Here is a 13816-nt window from a genome sequence, read left to right as displayed (position 1 = left end):
CCATTAGAGAAATTTGCTCAGCTTGTTGATTATCATATGGCTTTTGAAACTGTCGCACCTCATGTTTGAATTCGCCCATCAATAATTATCGAGAAAATTTTAAAGAAATCTCAAATAATAAAACTCAAGAAATTAAACCATCTGGATTTTCTTCAAGTGAAATAAGCTCTCAATCAAGCATCAATATTCCTAATATTAATAATATATATATTACCAATGTTTCACAATATATTGACTTAATCATTTCAACAACACGGTCAATAAAATCAGATAGAAAATATGAGGTTTTTTTTCGTGGTCATTCTAAAGACATATATAGATTAACTCCGTCAATCTTTAGATCATTCGGTACGAAAGGGAAAATTTATGAAAGAAGTGAACATATACTTTATAGAGAATTGATTACAGCTGAGCCTAGTTTTTTTAATCAAGAGCCAGCTGCCATAGACACTTTAACGAGAATGCAACACTATGGAATGCCAACTAGATTATTAGATATTTCAAGTAATCCACTAACTGCTCTGTATTTTGCCTCTGAACTTCCTGATGAACATTTTGATCTAAATCTTTTGGCTGTGCGACCCACTCTACCTTCAAACAATGAAATAATTGTAAAGGACTTCAAATATTATGAAAAAGTTTTTAGCACTGGTGAAGTAATTTTATTTCTTATAAAAAAAGAAGCTATCAATTTTTCTGATTCAGATAAAGTTACCTGTATTTCAAACATTGTTAAATTAAATAGCACACAAAAAGATTACATAGAAAAAATAATTATAAAAAAACCTAGGTTACCCTCCAGTGATAAAGTATGTGAACAATATTTACATTTTATCAAAAGTGAAAAACCATATTTTAAACCAAGAATCGAATCGAATGACCTAAAAAAAATAATTTGTGTAAAAGGTAAAAAAATTGATAAACGCATTCAAGCTCAGGCAGGTTCATTCCTACTGTTTGGTTATGATCATGAGCTAGATCCTACCACTCATCCTGATATTGATATTATTAAATTTAAAATCAAATATAAGGATAAAATTAATATTTTAAAAGAGTTAGATTTATTAGGTATAAATAAAGCTACTATTTATCCTGATATTGAAAATTCAGCAAAATATATAAAGGAAAAGCTTGAATTAGACAGCTAATAAATATGACCATCAAAAAAAGTATCTTCTATCACCAAACTCGAAGACTTAGGACGCATCCAACTCTCAAAGTCCTTTTTATGCATGACTAGTTCCCTCACCCCAGGCCTCTCCCAACGGGAGAGGGAGTGTCACGTAATCAATTTGATACACGTGGTTCCCTCTCCTGAGCAAGTTTTAAAGCACTGCTTTAAAACGAAGCGCAAGTGAGGGTTAGGAAGAGGATTTACTAGATCAAAAAGAGTCTTACATCTCTCTTACAACCCCAACTTATTCAACAAATCCGGTGTCAAAAAAGTCTGTGCAACACGATTTAAGTCGATATAACGCAGCACACCTTTGAGCTGATTATTAATTTCAGGATTCTTTAAAATTTCCTCACCTGTGGTTTTGCCTAAAGCCTGAAAACTGTCGCCGACAGCCTGTAAACCTTCAGCTTGAATTACCGCCTTGGTCTGTGCTGAACATTGCTCCACTAAAATGCGCTGCAACACCGTCGCCAGATTCTTATCTAATGCTTCCTTTTGAGTCGCGGTCACATTACTAAAAGCCTTTAAGTCGGGATGATTACCCAATGCCACAAAGGTCCATTGCAAGACCGTGGTTTTATCCGTGGCTGTAGTAGATTTCATCAGACAGTCACTGAGCTGATCAATTGTTGGACCTGCTATGGCAACCTGAGTCGTACCTAATAATGTTGCACTTATTAAAAATTTACGAAGCTTTGTGAAAGATTTATGCGCCATCATAATTTCCTGTTCTTCGATGTCCGGCCAATGATATGAAACCAGCTAGTTGTAGCATGGAACAGGGCAATAAACTGATAGAACTCTGTAAAATCTAACCCAGATTTACAACACTTGGATGATCATTCTGATGTCCATATTGCTATTCATCAGGTGAGGATATTGATCAGTCAAACTTAGCGCTATGATTTAGACTAAAACAATAAAAATAAAAACTTATAATTATGAATACCAACATATTTCACAGCATCATACTGTGGGGACTTGTCCTTTTTTTCGTCTTGATCGTATTTTTATTCATCCATCCGACATCGCGGAAGGAGATTCTCGGATCACGTGATCTCCCCACTAAACCAAGCGGGCTTTCTTCTGCTCTCTCCCGTCGGATCGAGCAGATTTTTGCGCCTATCTTCTCGATCGTCAAAAGGATCATACGGATTTTGGATTAAGTCTTTTGATCCCGCGCTTATTTTAACTGCCTCAAAAGATTCTTGGCTCCGGCATGATTATAATTATTGGCCAAATTCTGCAAAATCCGCTTGGATTGTGCTTTAGCATTCGGGAAACGGCTGGCATAGACCGGAATACTGTTCAGACAGCGAGCAACTAGCATCCCTGATTCAGTATAGACACGTGTTCCCTCTGTGCCCTGCAATTTGCCATAGTTATAGGCACGCTGGGCGTTGTTACAGGCATTATTCAGATTCTTGCCACTGTTAATATCACGTCGCGCTGCCACATAAATCTTCATCTGATATTGTTGCGGTGTTTCTGCTACCGTAGCTCGAGCTGATGCCGCTGCTAGCTGCTTTTTCTCTGCTTCTTTTTTCTCTAACTCTTTTCTTTCTAATTCCTTTCGCTCTAATTCTTTCCTCTCCAGCTCTTTACGTGCTGATTCCTTCAGTTCATTCGTCGCCTTTGCGGCAGGAGTCTTAGGAGGAGTCGTGGTTTTTATCGATGCAGATTTGGTTTGCTCCAAAGCAACCCTGGCTTTAGTTGGACGATAAAAGTTTTTTGCTTGAGAAGGACTCATGACCCGAGTGAGTAGTCGAACACTACGCGTCTGGCTGGTTTTATCAATTTGTCGTTCAGAAGTTGGCTCAATCGAGACAATCCAGCTTTCAGTCAGATCATCCATACGACACTGATAGGCACCGCTACCTTGTACAACACCCCGATTGGCACTCAGGCGTTTGCGCTGGGCAACATCTGACACTGCACTAAAATTACTTTTATACAGCAGGGAAAATTTACCGCCCTGTTCATGACAATATTGCGTCAGTATCGAACGCGGATACATGGCCTGAGTCGTGTTATTTTTCTGTGCTTGCCCCCAAAGATAAACATAATCTTTTGCACCACCATCACGTTGATTCAAAGCCCGCTTGGCAATCAGCTCTTCCGGACTGGCAAAAGGATGTAAAACCTCTGATTTCAACCGATTCACGCTATTACATCCAGCTAAACCTGCTGCCCCTATTATTAGAATTATTACTTTTAGCTTCACAGCAAACATCTCAACCCCAAAATCCCGTATAACATAGCTTAAATAGCACAAAACAACAAACACAAGGTATTGATAACTATAATATTTAAACGGTAAAAAAGCACATATCAGCCTCAACTTTGCTGATTATGCCAAGCTTCATGTGATAAAAACTGACACAAGTATCATTTTTAACCAAGATCAAATAATAAACAATTCCATTCAGGACTCAAGAAAAAGATAGAAAAAACACATAAAAAACCGAAGAAGGCGGTGAGTCCTTCTCCGGCGGCTTATTCAGGGAACGCTACAGACCTTTATTATAATGGGTAATAAATTTACCTTTTATCCGCTATAACATTGCCTGAACAAGATCAGCATAAGAATAATTTCCTCAACGTACACTTGTTATTTTTATACGTCAAACCACCGGAAATTAAACGCCATCTTGGCTGGCCCTTAGGATTCTAGACAAGAAAAAAATATCTGAATACCCCAATATTGGGAGGTTGTGACACGATTTACCCAAGTCATCTGACCAACGGTTAGATCGATATTTTCCATTGGATTTTGTAAACTAACTCGCCATAAAAAAGCCAAACCTAAAACTGTTTGGCTGATAAAGCAGGATAATAATATGAGAAAAAATTAATCAATATGTGATTCAAATGCTTTTAAGCGTTTATAGATCGACATCAGTTCAATAATCGTCGGCCAAGACAGAATCAGATACTGGAAAGATTCCCGCACTTTGCCGAACACATTCAGGATTTGCATCATCAAACCAAGAGTAATTGCCCCTGCTGCAATACTTGGAAACAGAATAAATAATCCGTAAATATTGTCCAACTGCAAGTACCAGATCCGAACCATGTTGAAATAAGCATAGTGAAAATACAAACGGAAATAATTCCAGCGTACTCGGCTAAACAGTTCTTGTAGTGTCAGCGGATGTGCACGATCAGCATAATCTTCGCCATAGACCAGCTCTTTACGATAGGCTGCCTCAACTTTCTGGTTATTAAACTCCAATCCGGGCAGCTTCATTCCCACCACCATTAAAATGACCGTACCCAATACCGCCCAACCGATCGAGGCCCACATTAAAGCATGCGGTATTTCCCCTACAATCGGTAAAACTTTCACATGACTAGAAAGCTGATACAAGATTGGCAGGAATGCCATCAACAACATCAGCGCTTCAATCAAGGAAACACTCAACTGCTCCGTGGTTTTGGCAAAGCGCATGGTATCTTCCTGGATACGTTGTGATGCACCTTCAATATGACGTAACTGCTCCCAATGTGCGGTGTAATAATCATTCATCGCGGTACGCCAGCGGAAGACATAATGGCTGACAAAAAACAGGTTAAATACCGCTAAAGTGACATAAACCATCGCAATATAAATAAAGGTTAATGCGCCTTGATACAGCAATGAAACATCCCCACCACCCTTAGTGAGCATTTGTTGAATCTGATCATAAAACGGGCTATACCATTCGTTTAATACGACATTGACCTGTACCCCGAACCAGATATTAAATAGAATAAATGCCGAGCCCCAGACCGACCAGCGCTGCCATCGGTGTCTGGCTTTCCATTGCCAGAACAGCGCAAATATCGTAGTTGCAATGAAATACCAGAGATAGAACCAGATGAATTGAGCCGACCAGAACCGACTGATGCCAATAGTAAGCTTTTCATCAGAATAACCTTCAGGAAAACCCAGATAGGTCCCCCATCCTGATCCGCCACTATGCCAAAGCACAAGATTAATGATAAACCACAAAATCAGGCTGCTAAAAAACCAGACGGGTTGCGGAAAAAATGACTTAAACATGCCGACCCAGTTCTCCTTATGTCTCTTGGTCATCCAAATGACGCCTAGTTTATTCTTATTTTAGATTTTTACTGTTATAAAGCATTAATTTTCAATTTAGTGTCAAAAAGGATAGAAGGGTATCAGTCTCTAGAAACTTATTTTTATCATTCAGGTCTGCCTTATGATTTTCCTTATATTCTCGATTTTTATCATTCAGCAGAGCGATATCAAAAAACAGAAAAATCATCATGTTTTTGACCTTTTGTATTTTGGTAGGCTTTTTTATCCTTGTTATTTGTCGGGTTTATGTAAAAGAACTTTATGCTTCTGAGTACTACGAGAATAGGATGAAAATCAGGCATACCGCATGTCTTTTAGGTATCTTTTACCTAAATAGAACACTTCTCTTTATTTGAATAAGTCATTGATCAAGTTCTCAGTTTTTGAAGAAACAGTTAAATTTTCAAAAATCATGATATGATTTAATTATCGAAAAGTAATCTTATTTTGGAAAAAACTATGGAAAGTTCAGTAATTGAATTACTTAAACCGGTGACTCTACAAAAAGAAAACTGCGATCCTATTATTTTTGAAGCAGGTACTGTTTTGAAAGTAGTCATGCAGACTCCAACCAGTCTTCTGGTTAGTAATGATGATGACTTTAACTTTACCATTCCTTTAAAAGACGAAAATGAAGTGTGGCGAGAAATCTGAGTATTTTTCTCTCATGCAAATAGACGGGTTGTATCTGAGTTTGGTTTTTTAACTTACTTATATGATACGGCCCTTAGCTTCTCTCCACTTTGATTGCTCTTTCATTATTTTTTCAAAAAATTATTTCTTTCCTCTTCTCTCATCATTTACTGCTTTTAAACTGACTCATCCATTTGAGTAGAAAAATTTCTTTTAATTGAAACATCACTTAGTTTTTTGATCTATATGAGATCACTGATGATCTGTTTCTGGTCTTCTGTATCTGCTCTTTTATTACAATCATAGCTTTAAATCTCTCCTCTCTGTTTAGCTCAACTTCATCTAACACATACACTTCGATTCAAAAAAAAGAATATTCAAGTTATTTTCAGAGTTTAGTAATAGAACTGGCGTTCGTCTTTCTTCGATTTTTTATCCTCTGATAAAATTTACCAATAAGAATTAAAAAATTAATCTGAGACGCTAAATTAAGAGGCTGTTTAAATTGTATAGCTCTCCACTTGGTCCCAAGAAAATTTGATGATACGAAATTTTCCTCTAGACAATTTTAGTACTTTTCCTTTTAAGCCAGCTTAGCCAATTATAAAAATCATTAATTTTCATAAACTTAAGTTAAATATTTTAATTACATATGCCTAATTTATAATTTTTTTAGATTTTTATCTTTAAAAGGATCTCAAAATTAAATATCCCCATATATTTAAAAAATAAAATATAAATTAATAATAAATACTATTTCTTAAAAATTAATTACAAAAATACATATTAAAAAAATAAGGCTTAAATAATAAATCTTATTATCTAAAATCCTGAAAAACACTTAATCCAGGAAACCCTTAAAATATAAAATCTTCATAATTTATTTTTAAAATTTATTAACAATACTGGATTTCTACCAAAATATTTCTAAATTTTACAAAGTAACTGTACTTGTTAAAAGTGTTTCGTTTCTGCACTTAAAGCCAGCCTGTTAAATGAAATATGTTATAAATTTAATCAGATCAATGACCATTCAGGTAGTTTTAACTTTTAAATCAATTTAATTTCAGAGGCTTAGGTAGTATTTATGTCGACTCTCAAAGAAGATCAAGACCTAGAAGATTCACTTGCTACATCTTCTTATATATTACCTCAAGTGATTTTAAATCAGCTCAAACCTATTATTTATTCTCACAAAATTGTTTTATTTCTTGATATTGATGGAACCATTTCTGAATTCCACCCAGATCCAGCAAAAAGTATAATTAAGAGCGAAACCTTAAATACCTTAAAAGAGTTACAACAATATATTCAGCTAGTATTAGTGACCGGCCGCTCAATTGCACAAGCCAAAAATCTTATTTATCCATTTGAATGGAATATTGCCGGTTCTCACGGTCTGGAATTAAGCTATCAATCGCGTTTAAGCAAGTTAATTGAGTTAAATCCTGAACCGTTTGAATTATTAAAAAATTATATTACAGATCATAGTAATAATATTCCTCAGACTCGAATAGAAATTAAAGACTATTCAGTCGCCCTGCATTTTCGCGAATATCCCCATTTAGAGCATCAAGTGCATGCATTTGCCTTAGATTGTCTCGCCCATTTTCAGGATTTTGAACTTAAGGCTGGAAAGTTTGTATTTGAACTGGTGCCCAAAGGTGCAAATAAAGGTTCAGCCATCCAACAAATCATTCAGCAATATCACTTAAGTGATCATTACCCCATTTTTATCGGAGATGACCTGACCGACGAAGCCGGTTTTCAAGTCATCAACACATTCAAAGGCTGCTCTATCAAAGTCGGTACAGGCAACACCGTGGCACAACATCGCCTCGAAAACGTGACTCAAGTACAGGCTTTTCTAGCGGAATTCTTAGAAATATTGAAAGCACAACAACAATTATTATTGGAGAAATTACATGTCGAAACTCATAGTGTTATCAAATCGTGTAAATCTACCTAAGTCAGACAATACACAGGCAGGTGGATTAGCGGTGGCATTGCAGGATGCTTTGCAGGATATAGGCGGTATCTGGGTTGGCTGGAATGGATCCCGAGTTGACCAGACGAAAGAGCAGAAGTTTCAAATCCTGAAGCATCAAAATGTTGAATATCACACGAGTCCATTGACTGAATCCCAATATAAAGGCTTTTATTGTGGTTTTGCCAACAATGCATTGTGGCCGCTGATGCACGATCAGCATCAACTTGTAGATTATCAGCCGCAGGATTTTAAGATCTATCAAGATGTCAATTTACGCTTTGCCAAGCACCTGAAACAGGTAGCATCTCCACATGACATTATCTGGATCCATGATTATCATTTTTTAAGCGTGGCGCATTATTGCCGTAAACTGGGCATGCGTAACCGTATTGGCTTTTTCCTGCATATTCCCTTTCCTGAACTAAGGCTATGGCAGACTTTAGCCGCCCATCGCGATCTGGCACATCATTTGGCCAACTACGATGTACTGGGTTTACAGACCTCTCGCGATCAGGAAAATTGTCTAAATTTCCTTGAACAGACCTTAAAAGTGCAGCATCGTCACAATGAAATCCTGAATTATCAATCTCGAAAGATTCATGTGAAATGCTATCCGATTGGTGTGCATCCTGTGCAACTTCAGAATCAGGCCTCAGATAGTCATCTGGAAAAACTTCCCTTTGACCTGGATAAAGTGCAGCCTTATAAAACCATCATTTCAGTTGACCGGATTGATTATAGTAAAGGCTTATTGGAGAAAATCGGATCTTTGCAGAGCTTGTTGGAAGATCAACCAGAGTTTAAAAATCAATTCCAGCAATTACAAATTGCCTGCCCATGCCGACTGGATGTAAAGACCTATAAGAACCTGTATACGCAATTTAAATCTGCCGTGCATGAACTCAATAGCCAGCATGGCACAGCAGACTGGTTACCCTTCGATTGCAGCTATGACACCTTGGGTCATGAGGCCTTGATGCAACTGTATCGTAAGGCAGATATCTGCTGGGTAAATTCGATCCGGGATGGCATGAATCTGGTCGCCAAGGAATATATTGCAGCACAGGATCCTTTAGATCCGGGTGTCTTGATTCTATCTAAATATGCCGGTGCTGCTGAACAAATGAAAGAAGCCTTACTAGTCGATCCTTATGAGCATGACAGTATGGCTAAAGCTTTGAAGAAGGCGCTGCGCATGTCTAAATCAGAACGTTTAGAGCGCTATCGTTATTTAAGCCAAGGCTTGAAAAATTTCGATATTATTCGCTGGCGTGATCAGTTTATTACTGACCTGAAAAACTCACAAAGCTTGCGGATCTATCGTCCGGTGGCTGCAGGAGTTTCAAACCAGTTCAGTATGCATGCCTAAATTTTTAAGTAAAAAAAAACACCAGCATTAAGCTGGTGTTTCATTTTGAAGAGGAGCCACAATCTCTTCGCTTTGTTGTACTTCGCTTGGGTCTGCAGTGAAATGATTCAAAATCACAATACTCAATAGACCAATCGCAATCACGCTAAATACCAGACTCAATCCGATGATTTCACTACCAAAGCCGACCAATGCTGGCCCAATCAACGAACCTGTATAAGCAAATACCGATACATAAGACAATGCCACATGTGAAGCCAAAGTTTTCTGACGTCCTGCACGGGAAAACATCAGCGGTACAATGTTGGCACTACCTAAACCTAAAATCGCATAGCCGACCAACACCACTTGCCAGACTGGGGCAAAAACCACGGTTAATAAACCAGTTGCAGCCAAGAGTGCACTTAACAGAATCGTATTTTTTTCACCAAACTGCTGAATAATCAGGTGACCGCTAAAACGTCCTAGTACCATCAAACCCGCAAAGAAACTATAAGCCAGACCGGTTTGCGCCGCAGGCAGGCTGAACTCAGTAGCAAGATAAATACCACTCCAGTCCATGGCGGCACCTTCCGAAAGAAAAGCCACAAAACAGATCAGACCAATACCTAAAATTGCCCAGGTCGGTGCTGCTTTTTTTACCGGTTGTTCTGGTGATGTTTCTTCTACCGCTGTTTTTGGCTCAGCACCCAAACTTAAAGGAACAGCGAATAAGGCAATAAGCAGCAAAATTACACTGACAATCACCGCACCGGTTAAAGGCGCCAAGCCAAGTCCCATTAACATGGTCATGCCCAGTACGCCTGCCAGACCACCTAAACTACATACGCCATGAAAACCCGACATTAAACTTTTACCGAGTTTTTTCTCAATCTGTGCAGCCTGGATATTGACAGTCACGCCCAAAGCACCGGCACTGGCACCAAAGAAAAACAGGCTGATTGCCATCATTAAATGATTCGGACTATAAGCCAGAGCAGGCAAAATAAATAAAAATGCACTGAGAATTACGGCCAAAACAGCACGGCAACCCAAGGCATTGGCCAGTCGACCGGCCAGCGGCATCGCCAGCATTGAACCGATTCCGGCACACAGCAATAACAGGCCAAAATCAGCATGATTTAATAACAGGCGCTGCTGTGCATATGGAATTAAGGGTGCCCAAGCCGCAGTACTAAAGCCCAAGCTAAAGAAGCATAACGCAGTCGCTATTTTCTGCCATAGATATGGTGATGGAGACTGAATTCGAGAAAGCAGTGTTTGATTGAACATTGTATTACCAAAAAAGAAGGCTCAGGCATCCATTACCGTTCATCCATAGAAAAACCCCACAGACTTATAGCTAGAATGTATAAGTTTGCGGGGCTGAATTTGCGTGAATTATAAACAGAATAAATTTAAATGGAATAGTTTTTAGACACGAATTTTAAGATTTTTTACAAGTATCTGATTGTATAAAATTTATAGTTTTATGCTTTTATTTGCACAGGCTGATCGGTTTTTTCGCGGCCTGCTTAAGCTCAAGTTTTTGCAGAAAATGGGCAAAACCTGCAGCAATTTTTGAGCTAAGACGACTGCTGGTAGTGACTCTCAGCTGATTCGACCAAACAATCTGCGCGTCAGCTTTTTCTAAACGACGGATGAAATCGACATCTTCATGACAGTCCAGTTGCTGAAACCCATTGACCTGTATATAAGCCGAAGCTTTAAAACACAGGTTTGCGCCATGAACATGCCGATGTCCCATGCTGTCCTGATAATGTCGGAGATAAGCCTGACGGGTTTTCCGGCTTAAATGATCCCATTGATCCAGCTCGACCACACCACAAATCGCATCGGTGGGTTGATGCTGTAACATCACCTGAAACCAGTCACACTGTACGAATGAATCGGCATCGGTACAGCAAATCCAGTCACAGCCTTGCTTGATCATTTGCTGAATGCCCAAATGGCGTGCCTTACCGACATTTCGGAAGTCGCAACTGATAGCTGAAATGTTCATTTGCTGAACTTTAGCAGCGGTACTATCAGTACAATGATCCAAGACCACGAGAATATGAATTTCAGGAAGATTTTTTATTGTTTTAAAGTATTGAAAAAAATAAGTTTGTGCTGATTTTAACGCTAATAGGCAGCGTTCAATATAGGCTTCTTCATTACAGGCCGGAATCACCACACCGATTTTCTTCATCTCAAACCCTCCTGCTCTGCCACAGATTGCGCTGAATTCAGCCAGAGATCTACCAAAAAATCGGAGTCCTGCAAGCTTAAACAATGTTCATAGTTTAAATGCGCTTTGAGATACTGATGGACATCTTCACCATTTAAGCCAAATCCCGAGATCGGCGCGCGCCAATGACAACTCAAGATACATCCGCCCGGTTCCAGTGCAGTATGCAGCCATGTCAGCACCTGTTGCAGAGCAATCGGATTTAGATAATATAAAATCTCACTGACGACAATGAGCTGAAATTTTTGTTCGGGCAAATCATCTGGCACGATCCGCTGTAACACCTGTACATGCGGATAAGCTTGTAAACGCTGCTGCGCCAAATGGATCGCAGTATTATTGGCATCCAGACACATTAAGCTATTTGTCCGCCGCGCCAGTTCCTGACTAAAGACGCCATTACTGCAACCAATTTCAATCGCGGAGTCAAGCTGCAAGTGCGGCAAGACCGCCAGACAAATCTGCCGTTTGCGCTGTTCATACCAACGCTGTTCATATTGCCAGGGATCTCCCTGATTCAGGGCATATAAGGCATCGAAATATTCCTGATCATAGGCTGCTTTACTGTTCATACAGATACACCTCCCAGGGCTGTAAAATACGTTGTAATGCCTGCTCTGGCAGAATCGGTGATTGATCTATCGTCGGATCAAGCTCGATCTGGCTCTTGAAACACCGCGCAGCTCGAGACTTATATTGTAATTCTTCCTCAGTTAATTTGAGTTGATGAGCGACGGTCCAGGGAATTCTGGTATCTCCAGGTGTTGCCCAATGCCATGCCCAAATCAAGACCTGAATACAGGGCAAATGAAGTTCAGTGGCCAGCTGCTGTGTGACCTGCCCCGTAATTTCATGATCTGGATGTCCATCATGAACAAATGTGCTAATTAACACATCATTCGGTTGCAGATAAGATTGCAGATGCTGTTGCAACACATTCCGCTGTTCTGCAACTTTACCATCCTCAATGTCTAAAGCGATCCGCAGAATATTCTGTTTTAAAGGTAACGCTTCTAAAGCTGCTCGCGTTTCAGCAGGACGAATCTGGTTCAACTCTTCGGGAGTATACAGACTAGAGCCGGGATGACTGGCTGTCCCATTGGTAACGGCAAAAAGTACGATCTGATAGCCCAATTTGTCCAGACGCTGAATCAGGCCTCCACAGCCCAAAATTTCATCATCAGGATGAGGGGCAATGATGCAGACTCTGGCATCCGGTGGAATAACCTGAGGAATATCGAATTCCGGCATCTGTTGCAAAACTTCACAGGTACGCCATTCTTCCAGCCTTGTGCCTTCACCATGGATGACACGATCACCTACAATCTCATGTCTTATAATATCCATAGTTCTTTCTCCTGGGCGCTTAACTCACCAATTCGCTCCAAGTCAAATGCAGCATGACTTTGACGAATAAATACCGGAAGATCTGCTGCAAGCCGGGCGAAATGTGGCTGCTCGCAATATGGCGCAGCACCAAGAGCCTTACCTACATGAGTCAGTACATTTAAAGCCGTTGCTTCAACCTGAGCACGCAGACTGCGTATCTTTAATTCATGTGAGTATTGTGGCTGCTGATCAATTAATTCAGCAACTTGATGAAATAAAGACTGTGTCGCTAAAAGCTCCCGACTGATTTCACCGAGATACATGGCCTTATAGGCATGCGATTTTAACAATACTGCCTGTTTTAAATATTCAGCCAAACGGACAGTTGCGCCATACCAGCATGCGGCCACACCTGCGGCGCCGTGCCAGAATCCGGGCCGGTCCAGATAGGCATTTGAAGCTGCGACTTTTTCCACCTCAACCTGATCCAGTTCCAGCCGGGCAGTCAAGGTATGCTGCATGCCCACTGCATGCCAGGCATCCTGATGATGCTGAATGCCTTCTTGTGACAAATCTAGAATCAGTAATTGGGATTGTTGCTGCTCATCACGGTAAGTCAGCAGACCGTGTTGCACCCAGACCGATGCAGAACACCAGGGCTTAATTCCGCTTAGCTTTCCTGCTTGCAATGTTAAAGGTTTGGGACCGCCTTCTGCCGCCCATACTGCCCATAAGCCTTTTTGTTCTACCGGAATATTCAGTTCATGCAGAATAGCTAAAGCATCTAAATGCGATTCATACAGTTTGCCCAGGCTCAAATTGCTTGCCGAAACCTGACTAAGCATCTGCCAGCGTTTTAAGGTAGCTCCAGAAGCGGGATAAGGCACTTGAGCGGAAATCTCCACCAGCTCCATTAAAGTGTGGTGAATTTTTTCTTGTAGCTCCAGAGGAGAAGTTTCAAATCTTTGTAATATTGAACCGAGGTTCATGCATGCGGTTCC

At 40.0% G+C, this 13816-nt stretch carries 12 protein-coding genes; 4 read left to right on the top strand and 8 right to left on the bottom strand.

Annotation, left to right across the window (positions count from 1 at the left end; genetic code table 11):
• Positions 1 to 65 precede the first annotated feature (65 nt).
• Positions 66 to 1148 carry an FRG domain-containing protein gene (locus PV763_RS09175; RefSeq protein ID WP_420937721.1) on the top strand — a complete coding sequence of 361 codons (1083 nt, stop codon included), beginning with the start codon at positions 66 to 68 and terminating at the stop codon, positions 1146 to 1148.
• 257 nt (positions 1149 to 1405) lie between these two features.
• Here PV763_RS09175 and PV763_RS09170 read toward each other — a convergent pair whose 3' ends face one another.
• The 3 genes from PV763_RS09170 to sbmA all read right to left on the bottom strand — a co-directional run bounded on the left by PV763_RS09170 (position 1406) and on the right by sbmA (position 5222).
• Positions 1406 to 1894 carry a hypothetical protein gene (locus tag PV763_RS09170; protein WP_420937720.1) on the bottom strand — a complete coding sequence of 163 codons (489 nt, stop codon included), beginning with the start codon at positions 1892 to 1894 and terminating at the stop codon, positions 1406 to 1408.
• A 466-nt stretch (positions 1895 to 2360) separates the two neighbouring features.
• The gene (locus PV763_RS09165) at positions 2361 to 3410 is read right to left on the bottom strand and encodes a hypothetical protein (protein WP_420937719.1); all 1050 of its coding nucleotides are present in this window, start codon (positions 3408 to 3410) and stop codon (positions 2361 to 2363) included.
• Positions 3411 to 4028: 618 nt separating this feature from the next.
• Positions 4029 to 5222 carry a peptide antibiotic transporter SbmA gene (gene sbmA, locus PV763_RS09160; RefSeq protein WP_420937722.1) on the bottom strand — a complete coding sequence of 398 codons (1194 nt, stop codon included), beginning with the start codon at positions 5220 to 5222 and terminating at the stop codon, positions 4029 to 4031.
• 501 nt (positions 5223 to 5723) lie between these two features.
• Here sbmA and PV763_RS09155 point away from each other — a divergent pair.
• The 3 genes from PV763_RS09155 to PV763_RS09145 all read left to right on the top strand — a co-directional run bounded on the left by PV763_RS09155 (position 5724) and on the right by PV763_RS09145 (position 9256).
• Complete coding sequence (locus PV763_RS09155; RefSeq protein ID WP_004730396.1) at positions 5724 to 5918, top strand: hypothetical protein; 195 nt, start codon at positions 5724 to 5726, stop codon at positions 5916 to 5918.
• A 1066-nt stretch (positions 5919 to 6984) separates the two neighbouring features.
• The gene (otsB, locus tag PV763_RS09150; protein ID WP_420937718.1) at positions 6985 to 7866 is read left to right on the top strand and encodes a trehalose-phosphatase; all 882 of its coding nucleotides are present in this window, start codon (positions 6985 to 6987) and stop codon (positions 7864 to 7866) included.
• Positions 7823 to 9256, top strand: coding sequence for an alpha,alpha-trehalose-phosphate synthase (UDP-forming) (locus PV763_RS09145; RefSeq protein ID WP_420937717.1), 1434 nt, complete (start codon positions 7823 to 7825; stop codon positions 9254 to 9256). Before otsB ends, PV763_RS09145 begins: the two co-directional genes overlap by 44 nt.
• A 27-nt stretch (positions 9257 to 9283) precedes the next feature.
• Here PV763_RS09145 and PV763_RS09140 read toward each other — a convergent pair whose 3' ends face one another.
• The 5 genes from PV763_RS09140 to PV763_RS09120 all read right to left on the bottom strand — a co-directional run bounded on the left by PV763_RS09140 (position 9284) and on the right by PV763_RS09120 (position 13804).
• Complete coding sequence (locus tag PV763_RS09140) at positions 9284 to 10528, bottom strand: MFS transporter (RefSeq protein ID WP_004646206.1); 1245 nt, start codon at positions 10526 to 10528, stop codon at positions 9284 to 9286.
• A 205-nt stretch (positions 10529 to 10733) separates the two neighbouring features.
• Complete coding sequence (locus PV763_RS09135) at positions 10734 to 11447, bottom strand: glycosyltransferase (RefSeq protein ID WP_420937716.1); 714 nt, start codon at positions 11445 to 11447, stop codon at positions 10734 to 10736.
• On the bottom strand, positions 11444 to 12058 hold the full coding sequence (locus PV763_RS09130; protein ID WP_253172494.1) for a class I SAM-dependent DNA methyltransferase: 615 nt from the start codon (positions 12056 to 12058) through the stop codon (positions 11444 to 11446). Before PV763_RS09130 ends, PV763_RS09135 begins: the two co-directional genes overlap by 4 nt.
• Positions 12048 to 12833, bottom strand: a complete 786-nt coding sequence (locus tag PV763_RS09125) for a PIG-L deacetylase family protein (RefSeq protein ID WP_420937715.1) — start codon at positions 12831 to 12833, stop codon at positions 12048 to 12050. Before PV763_RS09125 ends, PV763_RS09130 begins: the two co-directional genes overlap by 11 nt.
• Positions 12821 to 13804, bottom strand: a complete 984-nt coding sequence (locus PV763_RS09120) for an acyl-CoA dehydrogenase (RefSeq protein WP_420937714.1) — start codon at positions 13802 to 13804, stop codon at positions 12821 to 12823. Before PV763_RS09120 ends, PV763_RS09125 begins: the two co-directional genes overlap by 13 nt.
• Positions 13805 to 13816: the final 12 nt, after the last annotated feature.

Origin of the sequence: Acinetobacter sp. AS5, assembly GCF_048957595.1 — a bacterium.
Lineage (GTDB): Bacteria > Pseudomonadota > Gammaproteobacteria > Pseudomonadales > Moraxellaceae > Acinetobacter.
The sequence above is the reverse complement of the archived record's forward strand: the minus strand, read 5'-3'. Positions and strand labels throughout refer to the sequence as shown.

What these genes read in the sequence shown, in the direction of transcription:
- PV763_RS09170 (WP_420937720.1), bottom strand. Translation starts at nt 1,894, where the DNA reads ATGGCGCATAAATCTTTCACAAAGCTTCGTAAATTTTTAATAAGTGCA.
- PV763_RS09165 (WP_420937719.1), bottom strand. Translation starts at nt 3,410, where the DNA reads ATGTTTGCTGTGAAGCTAAAAGTAATAATTCTAATAATAGGGGCAGCA.
- sbmA (WP_420937722.1), bottom strand. Translation starts at nt 5,222, where the DNA reads ATGTTTAAGTCATTTTTTCCGCAACCCGTCTGGTTTTTTAGCAGCCTG.
- PV763_RS09155 (WP_004730396.1), top strand. Translation starts at nt 5,724, where the DNA reads ATGGAAAGTTCAGTAATTGAATTACTTAAACCGGTGACTCTACAAAAA.
- otsB (WP_420937718.1), top strand. Translation starts at nt 6,985, where the DNA reads ATGTCGACTCTCAAAGAAGATCAAGACCTAGAAGATTCACTTGCTACA.
- PV763_RS09145 (WP_420937717.1), top strand. Translation starts at nt 7,823, where the DNA reads ATGTCGAAACTCATAGTGTTATCAAATCGTGTAAATCTACCTAAGTCA.
- PV763_RS09140 (WP_004646206.1), bottom strand. Translation starts at nt 10,528, where the DNA reads ATGTTCAATCAAACACTGCTTTCTCGAATTCAGTCTCCATCACCATAT.
- PV763_RS09135 (WP_420937716.1), bottom strand. Translation starts at nt 11,447, where the DNA reads ATGAAGAAAATCGGTGTGGTGATTCCGGCCTGTAATGAAGAAGCCTAT.
- PV763_RS09130 (WP_253172494.1), bottom strand. Translation starts at nt 12,058, where the DNA reads ATGAACAGTAAAGCAGCCTATGATCAGGAATATTTCGATGCCTTATAT.
- PV763_RS09125 (WP_420937715.1), bottom strand. Translation starts at nt 12,833, where the DNA reads ATGGATATTATAAGACATGAGATTGTAGGTGATCGTGTCATCCATGGT.
- PV763_RS09120 (WP_420937714.1), bottom strand. Translation starts at nt 13,804, where the DNA reads ATGAACCTCGGTTCAATATTACAAAGATTTGAAACTTCTCCTCTGGAG.